Origin of the sequence: Luteitalea sp., assembly GCA_009377605.1 — a bacterium.
In the GTDB taxonomy this organism is placed as follows: domain Bacteria; phylum Acidobacteriota; class Vicinamibacteria; order Vicinamibacterales; family Vicinamibacteraceae; genus WHTT01.
In genome coordinates this window covers 1-23,746 of sequence record WHTT01000037.1, presented here as the reverse complement: position 1 = coordinate 23,746, position 23,746 = coordinate 1, and the positions used below count along the sequence as shown (strand labels likewise).

Below are 23,746 nucleotides of genomic sequence, written 5' to 3'. Positions count from 1 at the left end.
ATGAAGAGTGTACCGCCGCGCCTCGCCCAAGTGCTGCTGCCGTTGATCGCAGCGGCGAGCATTGCCTGTGCGGCACCTGGCGGTCGCTTTCAAGAAGCCAACGCGCGCGCGCACATCAGCATGCTGGCGGGCACGATTGGCAGCCGGCCGGTCGGCACCGCCGCGAATGACCGCGCACGGAGCTATTTGGTCGATCAGCTTCAGCTCTACGGCTTCTCGGTCCGCGTGCAGGAAGCCGACGCCGTCGATCATGAGAACGGCACGACGGCGCGGGTTGCCAACATCATTGCGCTGAAGACCGGTACGCGCCGGGAGGCCATTGCGCTGGTCGCACACTATGACTCCGTGGCCGACGCACCTGGCGCCATGGACGATGCGCTCGGTACGGCGGTCTGCGTGGAGACGGCGCGTATACTGGCGCGGTCCCGCCTCACACACAGCCTCATCATCCTCCTGACCGATGCGGAAGAAGTGGGCATGATGGGCGCACGGGCCGCCTTGTTGGATACCGAGCTCGCCGAGCGGACGCGCGCCTATTTGAACTTCGAGGCCGTGGGAGGATCGGGACCGGCGTTGCTGTTCGAAGTCGGTCCGGGCAGTGGTACGCCGTTGAGCGCCTGGGCGGCCGCCGCGCGGCCGGCGGGCGCCTCCTACGCCACCGAAATCTACAAGCATCTCCCGAACGACACCGACTTCTCGGTCCTGAAGCAGGGGACCCTGTTCGGCCTCAACTTCTCGCCCATTGGCGACAGCTACGCGTACCACACCGCTCGCGACGTGCCTGAGCGCGTCTCCGGACCGACCATCCGGCACATGGGGGAGAACGCCCTGACGATTGTCGAGCGTCTGGATGATCTCGGCATCGCCTGGCGCAGCGAGCCGGCAACCTACTTCGACGTGGCAGGGCGGTGGGCCTTGGTCTACAGCCCTGCAACCGGCAGGGGGATTGCTGTCGCTGCTCTCCTGCTCGGTGTGCTGGCGTGGGGCGTGCTTCTGATTGACCTCTATCGGGCGTTCGGACTCGTCCGGTTGATCTCAACAGGCGTGTGGAGCGCGCTGGCCGTTGCCGCGGTTGGCGGAAGCCTGTGGGCCGCGGCCTGGGCGCTCCGGGCGACGCGTGCCGAGTTCCACCCCTGGTATGCCTCGCCACACTGGTTCTATCTTTTTCTCGTCACCGCCGGCATCGCCGCCGGTTGGGCGGTGCGGCGTCTCGCCGCGGTACTGCCCGCAGCGGTGCGAGCGATCGGAAGGCCCGACGGGGTGTGGGCCATGGCGTTGCCGGCGTGGGTGGTGTTGACGGCAGTGACCGCGTGGAAGGCGCCTGCGGCCTCGCACCTCTGGTCGGTACCGGTCGGCGTCGCTGGCGCGCTGCTCCTGGTCACGCACGGTAGCGCGCTCTTGGTGCGAGTCGCCTCCCTCCTGATTGCGGGCACGGCCGCGCTGTTCTGGGGCAGCAACGCCATACAGCTCGCTGGCTTCCTTCCACCGATGTTCGGGCGGCTGCCGTTGGTCACACCGCTCTGGGCGTACCCGGCCCTGGTCGGGCTCGTCGGGCTGATGCTGACACCTCCACTCCTGGCCATTGTCATTGGTCGTCGGAGGCGGAGCACGCCGCATACGTGGGTCGGCGCGGCGCTGCTGGTCGCGCTCGTCGTCAGCGGAGGTCTCGCGTACGCGTCCGCGGCGTACACCACGGAACGGCCTGCCCGTCGTCTCGCTCGTTTCGTGCAGGACGGTATCGCGCGTCGAGCGTTCTGGGAAGTGGCAGGCCAGGAGCCGGGCGTCGATTTGCACGGCCGTCGGGGCGTCGCATGGCGCCGCGTCGCCGAGGCGCCGCCGACCACGGTTCCGCTGCCGACGCTCACCCAGCCGTTCGTCTTCCGAACTGCCGCCACGGCGCTCGATGCCCCGCCCGCCGGCGTCACCGCGCGGATTGCGGCAGGCGCGTCGGGCCTGGACCTGGAGATTGCCGTGACGCCCCGTGCTCGAGGCCTGACGGTGACCTTCGTCCTGCCGCGCGGTGTGCGACCCGTGACGTCCAATCTCGCCGGCACCATCCGGGACGATCGGTGGCAAGCGACCATGATCGCGCCGCCCGCGGATGGCGTCGTGCTCAGCGCGCGGCTCGGCAACGTCTCGCTCGATGGTTTGCAGAAGGCCGCCGTTGTCATCGTGCAGTCAGGCCTTCCCGGGGGAGCCGGCTGGCAGGGCCTCCCGGGCTGGCTTCCGCAAGATCGCTTCGTCTGGACCGCACGCTCTATCTATCTCGTCTCTGCCGCTCCCGAGATCATGCGGACGCCCCCGGACACCTCCGTGCCTGATTTCGTGCTACGCTAATCAGCGTAATGATTACGTGTGTCGACGTAATCGCTCTGTAACGCACCGGCATGGCGAGCAATCCATTCGTGTACGGCGAGGTGGTGCCGCCGTCGGCGTTCATCGACCGTGAGGTGGAGCTGGCGCGGCTCGTGAACGACCTGGCGGCGAGCCAAAAGGTCTTCCTGATTTCCCCGCGCCGCTACGGCAAGTCGTCGCTCATCCGGCAGGCGCTCGTGGCGCTCGCACGCCAGCGTGTGCTGACAATCGAAGTGTCGGTGGCGAGCTACAGCTCGTACGTCGCCTTTCTCGAGGGCTACGCCCGGCACCTGCTCGCGCTCGAGCGCCGAGCGGAGCGGGCGCGGCCCTGGCTCGCTGGGCTGCTGGACGCCTTTCGCGCAGACGTTCGCGTCGAGCCGCGCGCCGGCGGCGGCCAACAGCTCTCGGTCGCCTTTCCGACGGTCAAGCATGCGCGCGACGAAGCACGGCTCGCCGAGGAGGTATTCCGTCTCCCCGGGCGCATTGCCGAAGCAACCGGCCGACGGCTGGCCATTGCGCTCGACGAGTTCCAGGTGATCACCGCATACGACGGCGGCGGCGTTGAAGCCGCCCTTCGCGAGGCCGTGCAGCAACAGCGAAACGTCGGCTACGTGTTCGCAGGCTCCGAGCCGACGCTGATGGAGCACATGGTCACCCCGCGGCGCCCGTTCTACAAGGCTGGACCGCTGATGCGCCTCGATCGCATCCCCAGCGATGTCTTCACCAGCTTCGTCGAGACGCGCTTTCGGCGCTCGGGGTTCCGCGTCGAGAAGGGCCTCGGCGCGGCGCTCGTGGAGCTTGCGGGTAATCTGCCGTACGACGTTCAGCGGCTGGCCCACGAGCTCTGGGATGATGCCCGTGTTGCTGGCTGGCGCGGGGTGAACGTCGACACGCTGCATCGGACGCTGCGACGCCTGCTCGAGGAGCAGGCAACGCTCTTCGAGGGCGTGTGGCAGCGGCTCACGCTCGCCCAGCGCGCCGCCCTGCGCGCCGTCGTCTTCGAGCAAGGTCGCGAGCTGCTCTCTGGAGACGTGCGCGTGCGATACCGGCTCGGCGGGGCTTCCTCGGTTCAGTCAGCGCTTCTCGCCTTGCAGCGCCTCGACCTGGTGATGCGTGAGGCGAACGGGCTCTACCTCGTCATGGACTCGCTATTCCGGGAATGGGTTGCAAGGAAGACGTACTGACACAGTAGTCTTGAGTTTTGAGGTAGGGCGCGTCAGCCTCCCGCGCCGTCACGGCCGCCTCGGCGAGGCGGCCCTACCTAGGACTCACAACTTCGAACGATGAACCCCTCATTCCTCGAGCGTGTTGCGCTGCATCGGCCAGAGCTCCGCGCCTGGGCGCTCTACGACTGGGCGAACTCCGCCTTCATGACGACGGTGGTGGCGGCGATCTTTCCTATTTATTTCAGCACGGTTGCCGCTGCTGATCTGCCGGCCACTACAGCGACGTTCCGATTCGGCATTGCCACCACCCTCGCGCTTGCCGCCGTTGCGGTGATGGCGCCGGTGCTTGGCGCAATTGCGGACTACAGTGCCGCCAAGAAGCGCTTCCTGGTTGCCTTTCAGACGCTCGGGGTGCTCGCCACTGCGGCGATGTGGTTCATCGGCCGAGGCGACTGGCTGCTCGCGCTGACGCTCTTCATGTTGGGAAACATCGGCGCGTACGGCACGTTCGCCTTTTACGACTCGCTCCTGCCTCACATTGCAAGCAGAGACGAGGTGGATCGTGTCTCGACCAGCGGCTACGCGCTTGGCTACCTGGGCGGCGGCCTGCTGCTCGCGATCAATCTGGCGTGGATTCTGATGCCGGACGCCTTTGGCTTTCCCGACGCGGATGTCGCCGTGCGGCTCTCGTTCGTCAGTGTGGCGATCTGGTGGCTCCTCTTCTCGCTGCCGCTCTTCCGACGAGTCCCAGAGCCACGGCGGCTGCTCGAAGCCGACGAGCGCCCGGATCAGAATCCGGTCGCCGTGGGCCTCACTCGCCTCCGCGAGACCTTGCACGATCTGCGTCGCTATCGGCAGGCGTTCCTGATGCTGCTCGCTTTCCTCCTCTACAACGACGGCATCAACACAATCATCCGGATGGCCACGATCTTCGGTACCGAGATCGGCATCGGGCGTGAGCATCTGATCGGGGCGCTCCTGCTCTCGCAGTTCGTCGGCGTGCCATGCTCGTTCTTCTTCGGCCGTCTTGCCGGCCGGATTGGCGCCAAGCGCGCCGTTGTCGGCTCGCTTGTCGTCTACACGGGCGTCAGCATCCTCGGCTACTTCGTGCAGACCGCCGCGCACTTCTACGCGCTCGCGCTCATCGTCGGCACGGTGCAGGGCGGGAGCCAGGCGCTCAGCCGGTCGCTGTTCGCAACGATGGTGCCGCGGCACAAATCGTCCGAGTTCTTCGGATTCTTCGCCGTGTTCGAGAAGTTCGCCGGCATCTTCGGCCCTCTGCTGTTCGCGATCGCGGTCGCACTCACCGGGTCCAGCCGCCACGCCATCTTGTCGGTCATTCTCTTCTTCCTGGCCGGCGGCCTGGTGCTCCGGCGTGTCGACGTCGGGGAGGGCCAGCGCGTCGCACGCGAGGCTGACGAACGGTAGGATTCACCCTTCGACTCGCTTCGCTCGCTCAGGGCATTCGACTCGTCTGCGGCTCGCCATGAGGGAGCCTGACGGCGCCCCGAAGGGGGGCCGTCAGACGAGCAGAATGGGAAACAGGAATCAGGAAACAGGCTTGCCTAGCCGTAGCACGCCACAGGCGAGCGAAGGCTGGCTTACAGTCCTTCTCGGGCGACGCTGATTGCCAGGGCGCCCGACAGGTTGTGGCCCGCCATCTGCAGCACGCGCTCGTAGTGCTCTCGGGCCTTCGCTTGGTCTCCCTTACCTTCGCACGCCTGCCCGAGGAGCATCATGATGAACACATCCTCTTGATTGGCTTGCGACAACGGTTCGATGGCCTTGTCGTACTGCTTCAGCTGCACGGCGTTGTATCCGGTCAAATAGTAGTACTCTTCGACACCGTTGCCGAGCTCGGGGTCCTTGTCGAACGCGGCCTTGACGGCTGCGGCCTGCTCGTCGGCGACGGCCTGGTCACCGCGGCGCGCAGCAATGCGAGACTGCGCGTGGCTCCAGCGCATCTCCCAGACCGCCGGCGGCTGGTCCGGATCGGGCGACTCTACCTTCTGAGATGTCTCGTAGCCCGTTCGATACCACTTCTCGGCGTTCTCGCTGTCGCCCGACTCGAGATAGAGCCGTGCCAGCGCATTCGCGTCACCGGCCGCCCGGATGAAGTTGCGCTCTGCGACGGCAGCGTCGAAGACGGCTCGATAGAACGGCTCCGCCTCGGCGGCGTTGCGCTCGAATGCGAACGAGTTGGCGAGCGTGACATTGGCGCTGCGCTTGGCATCCGCATCCGGCGCCTGTGTGAGCGCTTTCTGGAGATGCTGGCGCGCAGTGGTGTATTCGCCCTTCATGTCGAGCGCGGTGCCCAGGCCAAGATGCGCTTCGTGCGACGTCGGATCCTGCTTCAGGGCCTGCTCATACAGCTTGATGGCTTCCTCCACGTTGCCGGCGCGCTGGAGCTCCTGTGCCTCCTTTAGGATGGAGGGAGGACCCGTTGCGGCCTGTCCTTGCTCGGTTGGCGCCGCCGCCTGGCGTGACGCACTAACGTTGGAGCCAAGGACTGCCGCGACCGCAGGTGCAACGACCGCCAGCGCAACGAGCGCCCGCTGGCAGCACGCCATCATTGTGTTCATCTGGTGCATCGACATGGCTCGAATTATCGCAACGGAACTCAGAAAAGGCAAAGCGCTTCCCGGCGTGCTACACGCGGCGGTCACCATGGCTCTCCTGGTTGGGGCGACCGGCTGCGATGGTGATAGTGGCCCGCCACCGAGCGAGGCGCAGACGTTCACCGCCGGCGACGGGACGCGCTTTGCAGCGGAGGTCGTCATGGGCGGCCTGGAGGTGCCGTGGAGCCTCGCCTTTGCGCCCGACGGCCGCCTCTTCTTCACCGAGCGCCCCGGCCGTGTGCGCATCCTCGCCGACGGGCGCCTGGACACCGAGCCGGCGCTCGTCGTCCCGGACGTGGGAGCGATTGGTGAAGGAGGCGTGATGGGCCTGGCGCTCCACCCGGATTTCGCGAACAATCATTTCGTTTATCTGCTCTACACGGCACGGCGCGAGGACGGCTCCACGGTGAACCGACTCGTCCGTTATCGCGAGGCCGGTGGACGGCTCGGCGAAGCCGCCGTGCTCCTCGACAGCATCGGCGCGGCCAATATCCACAATGGCGGTAGGCTACGCTTCGGACCGGACGGCAAGCTCTATCTCACGATGGGCGACAGAGCGCAGCCATCGAGAGCCCAGGACCTGGCATCGCGCAACGGCAAGATCCTCCGGCTCAACGACGATGGCACGCGGCCGCGCGACAATCCGTTCTCCACGCTCGTCTTCACCTGGGGCCATCGCAATCCGCAGGGACTCGACTGGCACCCGACGGGTGTGCTTCTCGCTACCGAGCACGGACCAACCGGCAATGACGAGGTCAACGTCATCGAGGCGGGGCGAAACTACGGTTGGCCGGTCATTCAAGGCTCGGAGCAACGGCCCGATATGGAAACGCCGATTCAGGCTTACACGCCCTCGATAGCGCCGTCTGGCGCGTCGTTCTACACGGCGTCGCTGCTCCCCTCCTTTCGCGGCGACTTCTTCTTCGCCACGCTTCGCGGCCAGCACCTGCACCGATTGCGTCTCGATCCCGCCAACCCACGCCGCGTCTTACTGAGCGAGCGCCTCATGGAGGGCGCCTTCGGTCGGCTGCGCGACGTTGTCACGGGACCGGACGGGGCGCTCTACATCGCCACGAGCAATCGCGACGGGCGTGGCTCACCCGTCACTGACGATGATCGGATTCTGCGGGTCGTACCAGCACGGTAAGCGTGGTTATCCGCTGCGTTTCGAGGAGCGGAGCACAGCCAGGGTCAGCAGGCCCACACCGGTCCCGGTGAGCGCAACCGCCTGCGGCCAGAGCACATCGAGACCGACACCTTTGAGGAAGATACCTCGCACGATTTCGAGGTAGTAGCGAAGTGGGATGACATAGGTGACTTGCTGAATCGCCACTGGCATATTCTCGATCGGAAAGACGAAGCCCGACAGATATACCATTGGCATCAGGAAGAACAACATCGCAGTCATCATGGCCTGCTGTTGCGTGCTCGAAAGCGTCGACACGAGGAGGCCGATTGCGAGTGTGTTGACCACGTACAGCATTGTCAGCAGGAACAGCAGCGTCACGCTCCCGCGTAGTGGCACTTGGAACCACAGCACGGCAATTGCCAGCACCAAGCAGACATCGATGAACCCAATCACGGCATACGGCATCAGCTTGCCGACGATCAGCTCCCAGCGGGCGAGCGGCGTCACGTTGAGCTGCTCGAGCGTTCCCTGCTCCTTCTCGCGGACGATCGCCATCGAGGACAATGTGGTCGTGATGACGAGCAACACGAGCGCGAGCACACCCGGCACGAAGAACAGCCGGCTCTCGAGCTCAGGGTTGAACCAGACGCGGATTTCTGGTGTGATCCCCGCCGATTGGGCCCCCCCGGCCGTCCCTTTTCGCACGAGCTCTTGTGCGTACTCGGCTACGAGCGAGCTGGCATAACCAAGACTCAGCGTCGACGAGTTCGCGTCCGAGCCGTCGGCCACCGCCTGCACCGTCACCGGCGCCCCTCGCGCGATGTCGGCGCCGTAGTTCGCCGGGATTGTGATGGCAATCCAAGCATCCCCGCGCTCGAGCAACGGGTCCATTCGGTCGGTGGACGTCAGCCAATACCTCACCGTGAAATACGACGACCCGTCGAACCTCTGCACCAGCTCGCGACTCGCAGCCGTCCGGTCTTGATCGACAATGGCAAGCGGGATGTTGTGGACATCGGTCGTGGCAGCGTAGCCCAGCAAGGTGAGCTGCAGCACTGGGGCGATGAACACGAGCGAGCGCGTACGCTCGTCGCGCATCAGCTCGATCACCTCTTTCCACATGAGATATCGAACTCGTCGCATCGTTGAATCCTACATGCCGTGCCACTGACGACGCAGGCGCATCGCAGCCAGCGTGAGCACCACCACGGAGAACGCCGCGAGGCACACCAGGTCAAGCAAGATCACGCTCGGACCGGCGCCCTTGAGCACGACCGACCGTAGCGCCGCGACGTAGTAACGCGCCGGCACGATGTAGGTGGCTGCCTGAATCGCGAGCGGCATGCTCGAAATGGGAAACATGAAGCCCGAGAGAATCATCGTTGGCAGCACCGACATCAGCGAGGCAAGCTGAAACGCCGCCTGCTGGGTCTCGGCCAGTGTCGAAGCCAACAGCCCCATGGCGAGCGCAGCTACGAGAAACAGCGCCGTGGCGCCGAGCAGTAAGAGCCACGAACCGCGCATTGGCAGGCCGAACAGCCACATGCCCGCGAGAATGATGCCCAGCACCGAGACGAGCGAGAGCACCAGGTACGGCAGCACTTTGCCGATGATGTAGGACATCGTGCCGATTGGCGCCATCCGCACTTGCTCGAATGTGCCACGCTCCTTCTCGCGGACCACTGAGAGCGCGGTCGAGACGACGGCCGTGAGCGTCGCGATGTAGGCAATCAAGCCGAGCACGAGAAAGTAAGAGCTCTTGAGCTCCGGGTTGAACCAGACCCGCGGCTCGAGCACGAGCGGCAGCGGCCGTGGTGCCACGCCGGTCCGTTCGCTCACGAGGCGCTCAGACACGCTGCCCACGACGCCGTTCATATAACCGATGACCGTAGAGGCCGTGTTGGCATTGTCGCCGTTGACGATGGCCTGTATGGTTACGTGACGGCCATTGCGCAGATCGGTAGAGAAGTCGGTCGGGACAACGAGCACGGCTCGCGCGTCCCCGCGGTCGATGAGCTGCCGAATCGCCTCCTCGTCGTGGCTGGTGTCCACCAGGCGGAAGTAGCCAGATTCGAGGAATGCCTCGATCAACGTGCGGCTCTCGGGTGAGCCGTCACGGTCCTGCACGGCGAGCGGCACGTCGCGGATGTCGAAGTTCAGTGCGTAGCCGAACAGCCACAGGAAGAACATCGGCATCACCAGCACGAGCGCCATCGTGCGCGTATCTCGCCGCACCTGTCGCATCTCTTTCCGCGCCACCGCGAGCACGTGCCGAATCGCCGTCATGGTTTCCTGTGGTCCTTGGTCCTTGGTCCTTGGTCCCCGGGCCCGAATGATGGTAGGGCCGCCTCGCCGAGGCGGCCGCTAGCGCTTCGCCCCTGGTTCCTCCCGCTCGGCTACCAGATCGAGGAACACGTCCTCGAGCGAGGGCGCCACGAACGTGACGTCGCCAATCGGCACGCCCTCTGCCGTAAGCCACCCTCGCACCGTATCTGGTCCCAATGCCGGATCGGTCAGCACCGCATGCACGGCCGTGCCGAACAAGCTCGTGGCCTCGACCTCTGCCCGCGCGTCGAGGATGGTCATCACGTCCACCGGGTTCGCGGTCTGGACTTCGACGATTGGCCGTCCCTCGAAGACGCGCTTGAAGTCTGTCGTGGTGCCGAACGCCGCGAGGCGGCCGGCGTGAATCAGCGCCAGCCGATGGCAATGCTCCGCCTCGTCCAGGTAGTGGGTGGTCACCAGAATCGTGGTGCCCCCGTCGGCCATCTGCTCGATGAGTCGCCAGAACTGCCGCCGCGAGAGCGGATCGACGCCGCCGGTCGGCTCGTCGAGGAAGACCACCGGCGGCTCGTGCATGATGGCGCAGCCGAGCGCCAGACGCTGGCGCCAGCCGACCGGCAGCGACAGCGTGAGCGCCTGCTCACGTCCTTCGAGCCCCGCCATCTCGAGGACGAACTGCCGTCGTGCTCGGTAGTGGTTTCCCTCGAGCCCGTAAATCCCCGCGTAGAAGCGGATGTTCTGATCAACGGTGAGCTGCTCGTAGAGCGAGAACTTCTGCGACATGTAACCCAGACGATGCTTGACGCCCTCTGGATCGCGGCCAACGTCGATGCCGTCCACGTGTGCGGTCCCGGAGGTCGGCTTCAACAGACCGCACAGCATTCGGATCGTCGTGGACTTCCCAGCACCGTTGGCACCGAGCAGGCCGAAGATCTCGCCCCGCTGCACGTCGAACGTCACCCGGTCGACGGCTGTGAAGTCGCCGAACTTGCGCGTCAGCTCCTGCACGTCGATCGCGACGTCGCCAGAGCTCGCGGGGCCTGAAGGCCCCGCGCTACGTACGTCCGAACTACCCCGATTCACCTTGTCACCCCGTCACCCTGTCACCCTGTCACCCTGTCACCCCGTCACCCCGTCACCCCGTCACCCCGTCGTTACCTTCCCACTGCACGATCCAGCGCGGCAGCCGCCAGCTGCGCGTGGGCAAGCGCGCTCGTCCGTGTCAGCTCGGCCTGGAGCAACGCCACCTGTGCGTCCAGCAAGTCCGTGCTCGTGGCCACGCCTGCAGTAAAGCGCTCGTTCAACACGCGCCGGGCCTCGGCGGCGCTCCTGACGCCGTCCTCGGCCGCCTGGACAGATGCACGCGCCGCCCGCAGCTGGAGCTGACGACGTCCTATCCCGATCCGAAGCTGGCGATCGTACTCCGCCAGGCGCGCCTCCGCCGCCGCCACCACCGCACGGGCTGCCGCCGTCTCCGCATCAGCCCGGCCGCCATCGAAGAGCGGCCACGTCACGCGCGCTGAGACATCCCACGAGTCGTTCCAGTCTTCATTGCGCGGAAAGATGCGGGGATTCGGTCGCGCATAGTCGACGCCGGCAGCGAGCGCCATCGACGGACGGTCACCAGCGTCGGCGGCCTGTACGCGCCGACGCGTTGACTCGAGTCGTTCCGCAAGCGCCTGCCGATCCGCGCGACGTGCTGCCGCGTCCTTCGCGAGGTCCGCCGGCGACTCTTCCGTCGCCGGTGGCACCTGCAGTGACTCTACGAGCTCGATCGGCAAACCGGGCGCGAGTCCCAACAGCTCGCGAAGCATCAACTCTGCAATATCGCGCTGCGCCTCGGCGTCGATGAGCTCCGCCCGCTGCGCCGATTCTTGGGCTTCGACGTTGAGGACATCGCTCGGCGGAACCAAGCCGGCATCGAGCTGCGCCTGTACGTCGCGAAGCTGGGCGCCAAGCCGCTCGAGCCCCTGCTCGCGGACGCCAACGGTCTCTCGTCCGGTCACGACCGCCCAGTAGGCGCTCACGACCTCCAGGCGCAACGCGGCGCGGCCGTCGGCCTCGTCTCGCCCGGCCGCACGCGCCTCTGCTTTCGCCGACTCCCGCGTGGCACGGCTGCGGCCTGCATCGAACAACGGCCACTGGACGTCGAGACGGCTGGTGTAGTTGTCTGGAATATCGGGATAGACGATGCGGAAGAGGCCGTCCGGCGTTTGGAGACCGAACTCGTCGACGTGATTGGTTCGCGTGTAGCTCGCCTGGGCGGAGACCTGCGGCAGATCGGCCGCACGCGCGACACCGATGTTGGCATCCGCCTGCGCGCGCCTGGCGTCGAGCTCGCGCAGCCTGTGGCTGTGCTCGAACGCCCGCTGCACGGCGTCGCCGAGCGTAAGCCGCAGTGCTCCTGTCTGGGCTCCTTGCTGGGCCCCTTGCTGTGGCGCCTCCTGTGCCCGAAGCCCCGGGGTGCCGGTCATGGTGATGGCCGCCAGCGCGCCAGCGATCATGATCCGTGTCGTCGGTAGCCAGCATACGGTCACGTCCGCCCCTCCGTTTGGACCGCAATGCGGCCCGTGACATGAATTTCGTTCTCGTCGTGCGACCGCATAGCGGTCCGGCGCGCGGAGCGCGCCAAAACAAGCACCGTCAGACCAGCCAAGGGGCGCCGGCCCCCCGTGCATCCACGTAAGTCGCAGAGATATCAACATGCCGAGCCCCTTGGCTGGTCCTATGAGATCAGTCGCTCGATGAAGACGTCTTCGAGCGATGGCGTTGCGAGGCGCGCGCTCCTCAGCTCCAGACCACCCTCAGCAAACGCGTGCTCGATACGCTTCTGCGCCTGCTCCGCATCCTCGCCACCCAGGTGCACGTGGCTGCGCTCGCCAAAGCTCTGGACGTCGTTGGGCGGGAAGAGTGTGGCGAGCAGCCGCGCGGCTTCACGATGAGGCGACGCAATCACTTGGAGGATGCGACCGGGGAACGCCGCACGCAGTCGTGACGGGTCGTCGACCGCGAGCAGGTGTCCGTTGTGCAGCAGGGCCACGCGACGACACCTCTCCGCCTCGTCCAGATACGGCGTCGCCATGACGATCGTCATGCCCTGCGCCAGGAACTCCGACAGCAGCTTCCAGAACTCCCGCCTCGACACCGGATCGACGCCGGTCGTCGGCTCGTCCAGGAGCAGTAACCGCGGCTCGTGAATGAGCGTGCAGGCAAGCGCCAGCTTCTGCTTCATGCCGCCAGAGAGGCGATCGGCGAGGCGGTCTCGAAACGGCCGGAGCTGCGTCAGATCGAGCAAGCGGTCCCGCTGCGCGCGGTAGTTGATGACGCCATGGATCTCGGCGAAGAACGCGATGTTCTCGTCGATGCTGAGATCGCCGTAGAGCGAGAACCGCTGAGAGAGATACCCGATGTCGGTCACGACCGCGCGATGGTCCGCGACCGGGTCGTGATCGAGCACCCGCACGGAGCCGGCCGTCGGCGGAATCAGGCCGCCGACGAGGCGAATGGTCGTCGTCTTGCCGGCGCCGTCGGGACCGATGAGGCCGAACATCTCTCCAGGCGCCACGCTCAGCGTGACGTCCTCGAGCGCGGTGACGGCGCCGTAGCGCTTGGTTACTCCCTCGAGGACGATGACGGCCTCGCTTGGCGGGTTCATGGTAGCTCTCACTGCACTGGGGCGAGCGCGAGCGTGGCCTGCACCGGCATGCCTGCCTTGAGCACGCCCTCGCGATTGTCCACGGTGACCTTGATGCGATAGACCTGCTTCGAGCGCTCTTCCGCCGTCTGGACGTTGCGCGGCGTGAACTCCGCGTTGGGTGAGATGTAGGTGAGGCGGCCTTCGACCCCACGACCACCGGCATCGGTGCGCACGGTGACAGATTGACCGATGCGCAAGCGTGGCACGGACGGCTCCGGCACGTACAGGTTCGCCCAGGCGCGGTCGAGATCTGTGATGACGAGGATGGGCACGCGCGGCGCGACCATCTCTCCCTCCTCGATCAGCTTGTCGGTCACGATGCCGGCTGCCGGCGCGACGACCCGCGCGTCGCCGAGCTGCTTCTCGAGCGTCGCGATCTGTGCGTCCATCGCTGCTACGCGAGCCCGCGCCTGCGCGAGCTCTTCGCGACGGGCGCCGGAGCGTATACGCGCCAGCGTCTCTCGCGCGGATCGTGCCTGCTCCCCCGCATGCTTGACGTTCTCCTGCCCCACCTCCACGCGCGTCGCCGCATCATCACGCTGTTTGCGCGAACCGGCTCGCGCTTCCAACAGGCGCTCGAAGCGCTCGAGGTCCTGCTGTGCGGAGTTGAGCTCGGCGCGGGCCGCCTGAACCTGGGCCTCGGCGGCAGCCACCTGCGCCTCTGCCTCACGGATCTCCTCCGGTCTCGCGCCAGCTCGCAAGAGCGCCAGTGCCGCAGCCGCAGCCTCACGGTCGGCGCGTGCCCGTGCCTGCGCCAGCTCTGTGTCACGTGTATCCAGCGTTCCGAGCAGGTCGCCCTTCTCGACGCGGCTTCCCTCATCCACCTCCAGCGATATCAGACGGCCGCCGACCTCCGGTGCGACGCGCACCTCGGTCGCCTCGGCTTGCCCAGCGGCTTCCACGGCGTCCGCCGACTCACCGTTGCCGCAACCAGCCAGCGCGAGCAGCGCGACCATGCCAATCGGCCAGTAAAGGCCTCCCCGGCAAAAGCCCCCCCGGCAAAGGCCCCCCCGGCAAAGGCCACTGTGTCTCATGTTGCGTCTCTCCCTCGCCTGCGTGCGCTCCTGGTCGGCGCAGCCTCCAGCATGGCAAGCACGCTATTTTGCAGATGCCCGATCAGCTCGTCGCGCGTGGGTGCGCTGATGGGCGGCTTGGCTTTCTCGAGGAGCTGCGACCGGCCCGGCTCGACGGCCAGGAAGAGCATCATCGGGCCGACAATCATCAAATGCGCGACCAGCGGCTTGATGGGCGCAAACGCGCCAGCGCGTACGCCCTGATCGATGAGGGCGCCCAGCGCCCGCCACAGCCGTGCGATGGCCTGTACGGTCTCCCGGTCGAACTGCCGCCCTCTGTTGGCAGCTTCACGGAGCACCATGGGAGGAATGTGCGGTCGCTCGGTCGCCGCCTCGACGTAGATCTCGACGACGCGACGGATCTTGGCGACGGGAGGGAGCGGTTCGGTCACGAGCTCGTCGAGTCTGGCGCTGACGGCGCCGAGCATATCGAGCAGGATCGCGCGGTACAGGCCGAGCTTGCTGCCGAAGTGGTAGTAGACCATGGCCTTGTTGAGCCGGGCGCGGCGGGCGATGCGGTCGACGCGGGTGGCGTCGTAGCCGAGCGCGGCGAACTCCGCGGTAGCGGCTTTCAGGATCCGAGCACGTGAATCGCTGTGTCGACGAGCCATCTATTGACCAACTAGTTAGTTAATATGAGCGGGCCGTTGCTGTCAAGACCGCGCCTTCGCCACTAATCGCTCTTACTGCTCACCAACCGTGGCGGTTCCTTTTTCACCATTCGCCTCCTCCAAACGTGTTTCAATGGCCTTCGTGCACATCGCAATTGCTGGGGGAACAGGGTTTCTGGGGAGTGCGCTTGCGGGCGCGCTCGAAGCCGACGGACACGAGCTGGTGCTGCTGACGAGGCGGTCTCCGGAGAGGGCCGCTCGCAGCATGCCGGGAGCGCTCCGCAGGATCCGCTACGTCCAGTGGAATCCAGACGATCGGGCCGCTGACTGGGCCGCGCGTCTGGATGGTCTCGACGCGCTCGTCAACCTCACCGGGGGATCGATGGCGGGACGACGATGGTCACCGGCGCGGAAGGCGCTGCTCTGGGACAGCCGCATCCAGCCTGTTCGTTCGCTTGGCACGGTCGTCCGCGCCGCCGCGCGGCCGCCGGCCCTCGTTGTGAGCGCGTCCGGTGTGGGGTACTACGGCGATCGTGGTGACGAGCTGCTTACCGAGGCCTCAGCACTCGGGAATGATTTCGTCGCTCGGTTGGCGGAGGCGTGGGAGGGCGAAGCGGTGCGGATGGCCAGCGATCGGACGGCGGTGGCATTGCTCCGGACCGCCCCTGTGCTCGACCGTCGGGGCGGTGCGCTGAAGGCGATGCTGACGCCGTTTCGTCTTGGCGTGGGCGGCCCGATGGGCCGAGGCACTCAGTACTTCCCGTGGATTCACCTCGACGATTGGGTGCGGCTCGTCGTCTGGATTCTCGTCAATCGCCACGACGGGCCCTTCAATCTCGCCGCCCCGGAGCCGGTGGCGAACCGCGCGTTTGCGCACGCGCTTGGCCGGGCGCTCGGCCGGCCTGCCGTTCTCCCCGCGCCCGCCTTTGCTCTTCGGCTCGCTCTTGGAGAGATGGCTGACGCGATGCTCCTGGTGAGCCAACGTGCCGTCCCGCAGCGCGCCCTCGAGCTGGGATTCGACTTTCGTTACACGGACGTAGCCGCCGCGCTCCGCGCGTGTCTCGAACGCGAGTAACCGTCATGCTGAGGAGTCGGGTGCCAGCATGTCGTTATTTTGCTACGCAGAATACCGGCGACCTGGCAGGCGCTGAGGAGACGCCAGACGTAGGTGGAGCGAGACCCTATCTGCCCCGGAAGGTTTCGGCTGAACCGGGTGCAGCGAACGAGATGGTCCTGTCGTCGACGCGGCCGGTGACGCGGTACTGTGCGCGGAGCTGGAGGAAGTCCAAGCCGGCGCCGAAGAAACCTTCGCGCATCGGCGTGATGACCGCCTCCTCGACCTCCAGATCGAGCGTGAGGTCGAGCGATGGGCCGCGGCCGCGAACGAGGATGCGTTCGGGCTCCCTTGCAGCCCGGTGATTGATCTCATCGATTGTGACGTGCGTCGTCGACGCGATCGGTCCATTCGGACCAATGACGGCGAGAAAGCCGGGCGCGCGATCGGCGTCTGCGGCGTCTGGCGGCGGGATGATCCGACCGTAGACGAGAGACAGCTCGCCGCTCTGCACCTGACCCCATCGCCAGGAGACGCCCTCCCAGAACCCCCAGTTGTGATCGTGGTAGCCGCGTCCACGCGAGAGCGCTATCCGGTCGCCGCCAACTTGCAGCTCACCATCCAAAGTGCCGCTCATGACAGGCACGGTATAGCCAGAGACCCAGCCGCCGGCGCCGCGAACCGAGATCGGCGGCAGGGATCGACCAGGTGTCGCGCTGATGACGATGCGACCGGTTAGGCGCGGAGAGGCGGTAGCTCCCCGGCCACCCGGCCTAGAGGTGGGGCCTCCACCTGCGGCTTCGCGAGGAAGATCGATGGTGACAATGTACCGGCTGCCCTGGAGACGTACGTTGTTCCCCGCAATCGCGAGCTCCGGTGCCGAGGCGAGCAGCCCGGCCTCGTCGACCTCCTGCGATGCCGAGTAGTTTGCGACGCGACTGCCCTGCTGGAGCTGAAACCGCACGGCGGCGATCCGGCGGCCATCGTCCGCTCGCGGACCGACGAGAAACGTGAGGTAGAAGCGCGCGCCTTCGGTGTGACCGTTGAAATAGAGCCACTCGGCCCACGACGCGGCGCGTGCCGGGACATCAGGTATGGGATGAAAGCGATCCATCGCACGCAACACGTCGTCGGGATCGGGCCGCGCCCACCGCGCATCTTCCGGCGTATCGACCCAGGCCCGAACAGGGCTCGTCTCCGGATCGTCCAGTGCTCGCTCGAGGCTGGGCACACCGCCTCGCCCGCGAATGGCCACGCGGCGGTCGCCGCGAACGAGGTAGAGGGTCTCGCGAGCCATCGGCGCCGCTACGACCGCCCGTCCGGCGAGCGGCGGCGTCTCGAGGGCGCTCGAGAGAATGAACCTCGCGCTCGACACACGACCAGACGAGCCGGCGATGACGACATCGCCGCCGCCAACGAGCGCCGGCGCCCGTGCCTGCTCGAGAATGACAGAGCCGATGCCGAGCAAGGTCGCCATCACGGACACGCCGAGACCGAACCCACCGGCGAGCACGGCGCTGCGAACCGGATGTGCGAGAAGCGAGCGAAGCGCTAGGGTCCAGGCCATCTTGGTTGCGCTTTCCAGGATCAAGGGATCAGGTGGCCGTCGCGCATTCTTAGCACTCGGCTGGCCCGCGCGGCGACTGCGGGATCGTGCGTCACGACCACGACCGCGGTGCCGTCGGCGTTGACGCGGTCGAGCAGGGCGACAATCTGCTCGCCGGTTGCCTGATCGAGCTCCCCTGTGGGCTCGTCGGCCAGCAGGAGACGCGGCTGATTCGCGAGCGCTCTGGCAATCGCGACGCGCTGCATCTCGCCACCCGAGAGCTGAGACGGCCGATGGCCCGCGCGGTGTGTAAGACCGACGTAGTCGAGCAGCTCGGCGGTACGGCGACGCCGGGCGGCCTTCGATGCACCCGCTTCTGCTTGCGGCAGCTCGACGTTCTCCCACGCCGTCAGCATCAGCAGCAGAAAGAACCGCTGGAAAACGAACCCGAGACGCTGCAACCGAATACGGCTTCGCTCCAAGTCCGAGAGCGCGCCGACCTCTCGGCCCTCGAAGAGGACCTCGCCGCTCGTCGGAGTATCGACGCAGCCCAGCAGGTGCAAGAGCGTCGACTTGCCACAGCCAGACGGCCCGACGATGGCGACGTACTCGCCTTCGTTGATCCCGAGCGCCACGTCGGCAAGCGCTGTCACCGGACCGGCGGACATCGAGAACACCTTCGACACTCTTCGTGCCTCGACAACGAAACGACTCACGAGACGACCTCGTCACGTAGTGTCGCGGCAATCGGTAGGCGGGCCACCAGCCACATCGGGTATGCCGCCGCACCGAAAGCCGTGAAGGTGAGCAAGGCAGCGTGCAGGACGAGCGCCCGTCTCTCAAACACGAAGAAGCTGACCTCGGCCGGAATGCCAGGCATCGCGCGCAGGATGCCATCCAGCCAAATCGACAGGGCGAGGCCGAGCGGCAGCGCCAGCAAGCCGCCCGCACAGACGAGCAGGGCCGACTCCCAGAGCACGTCGGCCACGACACGCCGCCGCGAGAAGCCGACTGCCCGAAGCGCCGCAATCTGTCCAAGGCGTTGGTTGACCGATACGGTGAGCAACACCGCAATGAGCAGGGCGCCAAAGAAGAGCGTGACCGACGCCAACACCACCGAAAGCTGCCGGAAGTAGGAGAAGTCGGTCCTCTCGAAGCGATCCACGAGCTCTTCGTTCGTGAAGACGTGCAGGCCCGGCCGAAGATGCCGGATCGCCGTCACCGCAGCATCAGGACCGCTCCGGCGATGTGACGCGACGAGTAGGAGATCAGCCGTGTCGCTCGCCTGGTCCCCGCAGACCCGCGCATACCCAGCCAGTGTGGTGGCCGCGGTCGCTTGCTCGGCAGTGTCGAATGGGAACTCGGCAATGCCAGCCACGCGGAACCGCACGGGAGGAGCAGCCGACGCCTCCTGGCCGCACGAGCCGCGAAGGATCAACGAAGCGCCTGGAGAAAGATGCAGGAGGCGCGCGAGATTACGGTTGACCAACAGCTGCGGCTCTCGTTGCGCTGATGTCACGCGGAGATCCGCTCCCGTCGCGATCGTCCATGGACGTCGCTGAGCAACGCCCGCTCCGACGAATGTGAAGGTTTCGTGCGCCCTTGCAGATCTGGTCGTCTCCGCAGAGCCGACCCGAATGGGCACGGCGACTTCGACCTCGGATAGCGCACCAATGGCGTCTGATAGAGCGCCGGCGCCGTCGAGCCGCGGACCAGCGAGCGGCATGGTGTCGGCGGCCATCACGCGGATATCGAAGCCAGAGCGATCCAGGAGATCGCCGAAGGAGATGACGAGGCCGCGCGAAAGCAACAGCATGTCGAACAGCAACGCGCCCACGGCTGCAATGCCGACGATGCCGAGCGCCGTTCGAGCGGGTTGGCGGACGAGACTCCGCCAGGCGAAGGCAAGCGATCTCATCGGCGAACCAACGTGATGAGATTGCGCCGGAGCAGCGTCCAGGACGCGGCAAGGCTCGCCAGCACGCCGAGCGGGACCGCAAGGAGCACGGCGCGCCCAGCCACCGCCGGCGTCACGCGGAGGAAGACCAGCGAGGTGTCGTACCACGCCTGAAAGAAACGATTGAAGAGTCCCTCGGTGGCCCAGGCGAACGCCAGACCGGCCATGGCGCCCACGACCGCAATCAGCAGCCCTTCGGCCATCACCTGCAACAGCACGCGCCGCGTCGAGATGCCGATGAGTCGCAAGATGCCGAACGTCTCGCGACGCTCCTCGGCGAGCATCACCATCAGCGCGAGCAGGAAGATCGCGCTACCGATCATCGTCACGACGGCGATAGCCAGGTGGAAGCGCTCGAGCACCAGGAAAGGCGCCGCGCGGTCACTCCTGCCGGCGATTGGCCGCACGAGGAGACCTGGGACCTTCGCCGACAGATCACGTGCAAACGCGTCGGCGTCGGAGGGATCTCTCAGTGAGACGTTGATGGCGGTTACTGACTCTGCCGCGGATGGATCGTCAGGGCCCGACGTCAGCGCCAGCAGATCCGGCAGATGTAATCGCGCCTCCAATCGCTGCGACGTGAGGCGCATCGGGTCCGGCATCGGCTCGTAGACGCCGGCAATGCGGAACGACTGCGCTGCTCTTCCAGAAGGATCCGCGGAAAGCTGAACTTCATCCCCGACCCGTAGTGTCTCGGACTCGAGGAGCTGGCGCGAGAGCAGCACCGTCGGCAGCTCGTCCGACGAGTCATTCGTCCGTTCCGCTGCTGCAATGAGCCCAACGACCGCCGCGGCGCTTACCGCCCAAGCGGCGCCGAGGCGGAGCACGCGGGAGGGGAACATTGGGGCCAGTATAACAACGAGGTTTGGGGCTCGAGGTTCAAGGTTCGAGGGTGGAGCTCGCGGCCCGAGGCAAGGGCGCGGCAACAGGCGACAGGCACGAACCACCCGCGAAGCCTTGAACCTCGGACCTGCCGCTACATTCCTGTTTCCTACCTATTTGTCGCTCCTGTCACCTGGTCCCACAGAGCTGCAGTCCTTCAGCGCTGAACGAGTCGTGCTCTGAGGCGCCGTTGTGCACGTGCGGGTGCTCGAACAGGGCCGTGATTACGGGAGATTCGTGACGGCCAGCAGCCGCCAGCCCCCCGTCGCGGTCGGTTGGCAACTGCCTTGCTATCAGATGGGACTGCCGATGGCGATCACCAATACACTCGTCGAAGCCTCGGTGAAGACGGGTAACACAGCGATTGCATTTCTTCGAACCGCTGCCGCGCCGCAGGTCACACCTGTCGCGGCGCACGGTCCGTATCGTGCGTCGCAGTGCAGCGTCCTCCTCGCGCGAGGCCACAACGACGTGGTCCTCGCCAGCAATCAAGCCTTCCTTACAAATCGTGGCGCACCAAGCTTCAACCGCTGGGGTGCTGCGGCCCTGCTGAATCATCCTCAACGCTCGAGCCATCCTCTCGCGCGCGACGCGCGTCGGTCTCTCGTGCTCCTCGACGGGCACGAAGCCGTCGAGCAAGTCGCGATCGCCCTCGTTCACGTGGGACGCGGCACGGTGCGGCAGCCATCGGCATCCTTGGAGATTCAACGTGGGTGGCACGCGCTGCCCCTGCGTCCGCACTTCTCGTCGATAAATGGATGGATGGGGGGACGAAGGGGGGACAGCTCGCTCCTTTGAAGGAAGGGCTGTCCCCCGCGGGGACCGAGACGATGCTAGCTGATTTAGGATTCGGGATTCAGCAATCCGGGGTCGGGGCCAAGACGAAAGCGACAAGAGAAGCCGACGCGATCCCCACCTGTCGCAGTAGATCCGCAAGCGATCTCCTTCCACCAATCTTGCCACGCTGACGGTCGACTTCGGCTAAATTGGACGGCAAGAGCCTTTCATTCGCCGTGTGACCTGATACCCCAATTAACGGAATCGATTTGACGATGGAGGCCAGGCGTTCGTATGGTGAGAGGCTCGTTCGCAGGTCACTCGTCCCGTTGATTTTCCTCTGGAGGTCTTCCGTGGGTCATTGCCGCCGTCCGCTCCTCATGATGCCGCATCTTGCCGCTGCTCTCGTGACATTCGTGCTGCCGGCTGTTGTGCTCGGGCAGGATGCACGGCCGGCAGCGGGCGCCGGCTGGGAAGAGGACCCACCAGTGCTGTCGTCTCTGGTCGCGTTTGCCCGCGACGAGAGTGACCTGCGCGGCGTGGTGAACCGGTATGTCGAGGATCGCGCTGCGATTGGGCGGCGGTACGAAGTGCAGTACTCACCTGTTCGCCGCGAGCGGTTCGGTCGCTTCTATCGAGACTGGCAGCGCCGCCTCCAGGAGCTGGACTTCGACGGCCTGAACCACGAGGGGCAGATCGACTACATCCTCCTCAGAGATCGACTGACGTACGAGCTCGAGACGCTCGGCCTGGAGGAAAGACAGTGGAAGGAGATGGCGAGCCTCCTTCCCTTTGCGGATCGGCTGCGCGGCCTCCAGGAAGCGCGACACGACCGGAAGCGTGCGGATGCGCGCGCGACGGCAACCATGCTCGACGAGGTCGCCACCGAGGTGACTCGCCTCACCGAGGCGCTGGGAGAAGAGGCGAGCAAGTCTCGAGGCGTGGTCTCACGACCAGCCGTCACGCCAACGTCGGCGAACCGGGCGGCCGTCTACGTCGGGCACCTCCGCGAGGTGCTGGAGGACTGGAACAGCTTCTATAGTGGGTACGACCCGCTCTTCACCTGGTGGGCTGGGAAGCCCTATGAGCGTCTGGACAAAGCGCTCGTCGGGTACACCGAAGCGATTCGCCGGCACCTGGTAGGCATCCGTCCCGGGGAGCGCGCGCCAATCATTGGGGACCCGGTGATGACCGACGGCCTCCAGGCAGACCTCGGAGTCGAGATGATTCCGTACAGCGCCGAGGAGCTTCTCGCCATTGGCGAGCGCGAGTTCGAATGGACCGAGACGCAGTTCCGAATCGTGTCGAAGGAAATGGGATTCGGTGACGATTGGAAGGCGGCACTCGAGCACGTCAAGAATCTTGCGCCGCCGCCTGGTGAGAAACCCTGGGTGATATTCGACATCGCCAATTACTCGGAGGAGTTCATCGAGCAGATGGACGCCGTCACAATCGCACCGCTCGCGAAGGAGGTGTGGCGGCTGGCCATGCAGACCCCCGAGCGGCAGCTCCAGAACCCCTTCTTCACGGGCGGAGAGGTGACGCGCGTTTCGTATCCGACCAACGAGATGACCCACCAGGACAAGCTCATGAGCATGCGAGGAAACACGCCTCATTTCAACTTTCCCACGGTGCAGCACGAGCTGATTCCGGGCCATCATCTGCAAGGCTTCATGTCGGGCCGGTTCAACCCGCATCGCGGCAGTCTCGGCCGAACGCCGTTCTGGGGAGAGGGTTGGGCGCTTTATTGGGAGCTCTTGTTGTGGGATGAGGAGGGCTTTCCCAGAGGGCCGGAGGACAAGATCGGGATGCTCTTCTGGCGCTTGCATCGGGCGGCGCGCATCATCTTCTCGCTGAACTTCCAGCTCGGAAAGTGGTCGCCACAGGAAGCCGTGGACTTCCTGGTCGAACGCGTCGGCCACGAGCGAGCCAACGCGGAGGCGGAAGTCCGCCGCTCGGCAGGCGCTGCTCCCCTTTATCAGCTCGCGTATCTCATCGGCGGGCTCCAGTTCAGAGCGCTGCACGAAGAGCTGGTCGAGTCGGGTCGTATGACAGCACGAGAGCTGCACGACGCCGTGCTCCAGGGAGGGCGGATGCCGGTGGAGATGGTTCGCGCGCGCGTGACCGGCCAGCGCCTGACGCGCGACTACGAGACGCAGTGGCGGTTCGCGGGGGATCCGGCAGCCGCGCAGTAGCGAGCTACGGAGGCTTCCGTGTGCGTCGTGGTTAGACTCGCGATTCGACGCTTGGATGAAGCGCGATCTTCGCCCTCGCCCGCCGCGGCTGGGGTGTGACGCTCCAACTGAAGCGCTTGACGATCTCGATGAAGGCTCGTGCGGCATCCGACAAGTAGCGTTGGTCGCAGAAGAGCATCCGCGTCGGCCGTGGCATGTCGAGCTCCGGTATCGGGATCTCGACGAGCGCGCCGTCGGCGAGCTCCTGCTGCACACAGATGCGCGGCAGCTCATCGTCGTAGACCGCCTCGTGATGGCCGCCGCGCGACCGCAACAAGTCGATCGCGCAGTTCACGGCGATTCGGTGGATCCAGGTGGCAAAGCTGGCTCGTGATTCGAACCGGCTGAGCTGACGATAGGCCCG

The 23,746-nt window shown here is 66.0% G+C and carries 19 protein-coding genes and 2 pseudogenes; 7 read left to right on the top strand and 14 right to left on the bottom strand.

The window, feature by feature from the left end:
- The 3 genes from GEV06_14040 (at position 1) to GEV06_14030 (ending at position 4,949) form a co-directional block, all read left to right on the top strand.
- Entirely contained in the window at positions 1 to 2,337 is a 2,337-nt protein-coding gene (locus GEV06_14040; GenBank protein ID MPZ19015.1) for a M28 family peptidase, read from the top strand.
- A gap of 50 nt (positions 2,338 to 2,387) precedes the next feature.
- Positions 2,388 to 3,539 carry an AAA family ATPase gene (locus GEV06_14035; protein MPZ19014.1) on the top strand — a complete coding sequence of 384 codons (1,152 nt, stop codon included), beginning with the start codon at positions 2,388 to 2,390 and terminating at the stop codon, positions 3,537 to 3,539.
- A 99-nt stretch (positions 3,540 to 3,638) separates the two neighbouring features.
- A complete protein-coding gene (locus tag GEV06_14030; GenBank protein ID MPZ19013.1) occupies positions 3,639 to 4,949 on the top strand; it encodes an MFS transporter in 1,311 nt (436 codons plus the stop codon).
- Positions 4,950 to 5,122: 173 nt separating this feature from the next.
- On the opposite strand, the gene GEV06_14025 is transcribed toward GEV06_14030, so the two are convergent.
- Positions 5,123 to 5,485: a hypothetical protein gene (locus GEV06_14025; protein MPZ19012.1), complete on the bottom strand. Its 363-nt coding sequence runs from the start codon at positions 5,483 to 5,485 to the stop codon at positions 5,123 to 5,125.
- Between the two features lie 24 nt (positions 5,486 to 5,509).
- Positions 5,510 to 5,821 (bottom strand): annotated as a pseudogene (locus GEV06_14020) (hypothetical protein).
- Positions 5,822 to 5,897: 76 nt separating this feature from the next.
- Here GEV06_14020 and GEV06_14015 point away from each other — a divergent pair.
- Positions 5,898 to 7,286, top strand: coding sequence for a PQQ-dependent sugar dehydrogenase (locus GEV06_14015; GenBank protein ID MPZ19011.1), 1,389 nt, complete (start codon positions 5,898 to 5,900; stop codon positions 7,284 to 7,286).
- 6 nt (positions 7,287 to 7,292) lie between these two features.
- Here the strand turns inward: GEV06_14015 and GEV06_14010 are convergent, their stop codons facing one another.
- The 7 genes from GEV06_14010 to GEV06_13980 all read right to left on the bottom strand — a co-directional run bounded on the left by GEV06_14010 (position 7,293) and on the right by GEV06_13980 (position 14,932).
- A complete protein-coding gene (locus GEV06_14010; protein MPZ19010.1) occupies positions 7,293 to 8,411 on the bottom strand; it encodes an ABC transporter permease subunit in 1,119 nt (372 codons plus the stop codon).
- Between the two features lie 9 nt (positions 8,412 to 8,420).
- The gene (locus GEV06_14005) at positions 8,421 to 9,554 is read right to left on the bottom strand and encodes an ABC transporter permease subunit (GenBank protein MPZ19009.1); all 1,134 of its coding nucleotides are present in this window, start codon (positions 9,552 to 9,554) and stop codon (positions 8,421 to 8,423) included.
- Positions 9,555 to 9,632: 78 nt separating this feature from the next.
- A complete protein-coding gene (locus GEV06_14000) occupies positions 9,633 to 10,634 on the bottom strand; it encodes an ATP-binding cassette domain-containing protein (GenBank protein MPZ19008.1) in 1,002 nt (333 codons plus the stop codon).
- Positions 10,635 to 10,705: 71 nt separating this feature from the next.
- Positions 10,706 to 12,256, bottom strand: coding sequence for a hypothetical protein (locus tag GEV06_13995; GenBank protein ID MPZ19007.1), 1,551 nt, complete (start codon positions 12,254 to 12,256; stop codon positions 10,706 to 10,708).
- A 20-nt stretch (positions 12,257 to 12,276) separates the two neighbouring features.
- Positions 12,277 to 13,206, bottom strand: coding sequence for an ATP-binding cassette domain-containing protein (locus GEV06_13990; protein ID MPZ19006.1), 930 nt, complete (start codon positions 13,204 to 13,206; stop codon positions 12,277 to 12,279).
- An 8-nt stretch (positions 13,207 to 13,214) separates the two neighbouring features.
- Positions 13,215 to 14,282: an HlyD family efflux transporter periplasmic adaptor subunit gene (locus tag GEV06_13985; protein MPZ19005.1), complete on the bottom strand. Its 1,068-nt coding sequence runs from the start codon at positions 14,280 to 14,282 to the stop codon at positions 13,215 to 13,217.
- The gene (locus GEV06_13980) at positions 14,279 to 14,932 is read right to left on the bottom strand and encodes a TetR family transcriptional regulator (protein ID MPZ19004.1); all 654 of its coding nucleotides are present in this window, start codon (positions 14,930 to 14,932) and stop codon (positions 14,279 to 14,281) included. Before GEV06_13980 ends, GEV06_13985 begins: the two co-directional genes overlap by 4 nt.
- Before the next feature lie 142 nt (positions 14,933 to 15,074).
- On the opposite strand from GEV06_13980, the gene GEV06_13975 reads away from it, so the two are divergent.
- Positions 15,075 to 16,007, top strand: coding sequence for a TIGR01777 family protein (locus GEV06_13975; protein MPZ19003.1), 933 nt, complete (start codon positions 15,075 to 15,077; stop codon positions 16,005 to 16,007).
- Between the two features lie 106 nt (positions 16,008 to 16,113).
- Here the strand turns inward: GEV06_13975 and GEV06_13970 are convergent, their stop codons facing one another.
- Genes GEV06_13970 through GEV06_13955 form a run of 4 tightly spaced genes read right to left on the bottom strand, consistent with a single transcriptional unit; the run spans position 16,114 to position 20,331 of the window.
- Positions 16,114 to 17,553, bottom strand: coding sequence for a hypothetical protein (locus GEV06_13970; protein ID MPZ19002.1), 1,440 nt, complete (start codon positions 17,551 to 17,553; stop codon positions 16,114 to 16,116).
- Between the two features lie 20 nt (positions 17,554 to 17,573).
- Complete coding sequence (locus GEV06_13965) at positions 17,574 to 18,200, bottom strand: ATP-binding cassette domain-containing protein (GenBank protein ID MPZ19001.1); 627 nt, start codon at positions 18,198 to 18,200, stop codon at positions 17,574 to 17,576.
- A gap of 44 nt (positions 18,201 to 18,244) precedes the next feature.
- A complete protein-coding gene (locus GEV06_13960) occupies positions 18,245 to 19,450 on the bottom strand; it encodes an FtsX-like permease family protein (GenBank protein MPZ19000.1) in 1,206 nt (401 codons plus the stop codon).
- On the bottom strand, positions 19,447 to 20,331 hold the full coding sequence (locus GEV06_13955) for an FtsX-like permease family protein (GenBank protein ID MPZ18999.1): 885 nt from the start codon (positions 20,329 to 20,331) through the stop codon (positions 19,447 to 19,449). The genes GEV06_13960 and GEV06_13955 overlap by 4 nt, the downstream gene beginning before the upstream one ends.
- A 277-nt stretch (positions 20,332 to 20,608) precedes the next feature.
- On the opposite strand from GEV06_13955, the gene GEV06_13950 reads away from it, so the two are divergent.
- Together GEV06_13950 and GEV06_13945 are read left to right on the top strand one after the other, a co-directional pair.
- The gene (locus GEV06_13950) at positions 20,609 to 21,169 is read left to right on the top strand and encodes a hypothetical protein (protein MPZ18998.1); all 561 of its coding nucleotides are present in this window, start codon (positions 20,609 to 20,611) and stop codon (positions 21,167 to 21,169) included.
- Positions 21,170 to 21,423: 254 nt separating this feature from the next.
- Entirely contained in the window at positions 21,424 to 23,343 is a 1,920-nt protein-coding gene (locus GEV06_13945) for a DUF885 family protein (GenBank protein ID MPZ18997.1), read from the top strand.
- A 301-nt stretch (positions 23,344 to 23,644) separates the two neighbouring features.
- On the opposite strand, the pseudogene GEV06_13940 reads toward GEV06_13945, so the two are convergent.
- Positions 23,645 to 23,746: pseudogene (locus tag GEV06_13940) on the bottom strand (RNA polymerase sigma factor).

Bases quoted from the DNA above. Each gene is read 5' to 3' on its own strand.
- GEV06_13985 (MPZ19005.1), bottom strand. From the start codon at position 14,282: ATGAGACACAGTGGCCTTTGCCGGGGGGGCCTTTGCCGGGGGGGCTTT.
- GEV06_13960 (MPZ19000.1), bottom strand. From the start codon at position 19,450: ATGAGATCGCTTGCCTTCGCCTGGCGGAGTCTCGTCCGCCAACCCGCT.
- GEV06_13970 (MPZ19002.1), bottom strand. From the start codon at position 17,553: ATGGCCTGGACCCTAGCGCTTCGCTCGCTTCTCGCACATCCGGTTCGC.
- GEV06_13995 (MPZ19007.1), bottom strand. From the start codon at position 12,256: ATGTTGATATCTCTGCGACTTACGTGGATGCACGGGGGGCCGGCGCCC.
- GEV06_13965 (MPZ19001.1), bottom strand. From the start codon at position 18,200: ATGTCCGCCGGTCCGGTGACAGCGCTTGCCGACGTGGCGCTCGGGATC.
- GEV06_13980 (MPZ19004.1), bottom strand. From the start codon at position 14,932: ATGGCTCGTCGACACAGCGATTCACGTGCTCGGATCCTGAAAGCCGCT.
- GEV06_13990 (MPZ19006.1), bottom strand. From the start codon at position 13,206: ATGAACCCGCCAAGCGAGGCCGTCATCGTCCTCGAGGGAGTAACCAAG.
- GEV06_14010 (MPZ19010.1), bottom strand. From the start codon at position 8,411: ATGCGACGAGTTCGATATCTCATGTGGAAAGAGGTGATCGAGCTGATG.
- GEV06_14030 (MPZ19013.1), top strand. From the start codon at position 3,639: ATGAACCCCTCATTCCTCGAGCGTGTTGCGCTGCATCGGCCAGAGCTC.
- GEV06_13945 (MPZ18997.1), top strand. From the start codon at position 21,424: ATGGAGGCCAGGCGTTCGTATGGTGAGAGGCTCGTTCGCAGGTCACTC.
- GEV06_13955 (MPZ18999.1), bottom strand. From the start codon at position 20,331: ATGTTCCCCTCCCGCGTGCTCCGCCTCGGCGCCGCTTGGGCGGTAAGC.
- GEV06_14035 (MPZ19014.1), top strand. From the start codon at position 2,388: ATGGCGAGCAATCCATTCGTGTACGGCGAGGTGGTGCCGCCGTCGGCG.
- GEV06_14040 (MPZ19015.1), top strand. From the start codon at position 1: ATGAAGAGTGTACCGCCGCGCCTCGCCCAAGTGCTGCTGCCGTTGATC.
- GEV06_14015 (MPZ19011.1), top strand. From the start codon at position 5,898: ATGGCTTCCTCCACGTTGCCGGCGCGCTGGAGCTCCTGTGCCTCCTTT.
- GEV06_14005 (MPZ19009.1), bottom strand. From the start codon at position 9,554: ATGACGGCGATTCGGCACGTGCTCGCGGTGGCGCGGAAAGAGATGCGA.
- GEV06_14025 (MPZ19012.1), bottom strand. From the start codon at position 5,485: ATGCGCTGGAGCCACGCGCAGTCTCGCATTGCTGCGCGCCGCGGTGAC.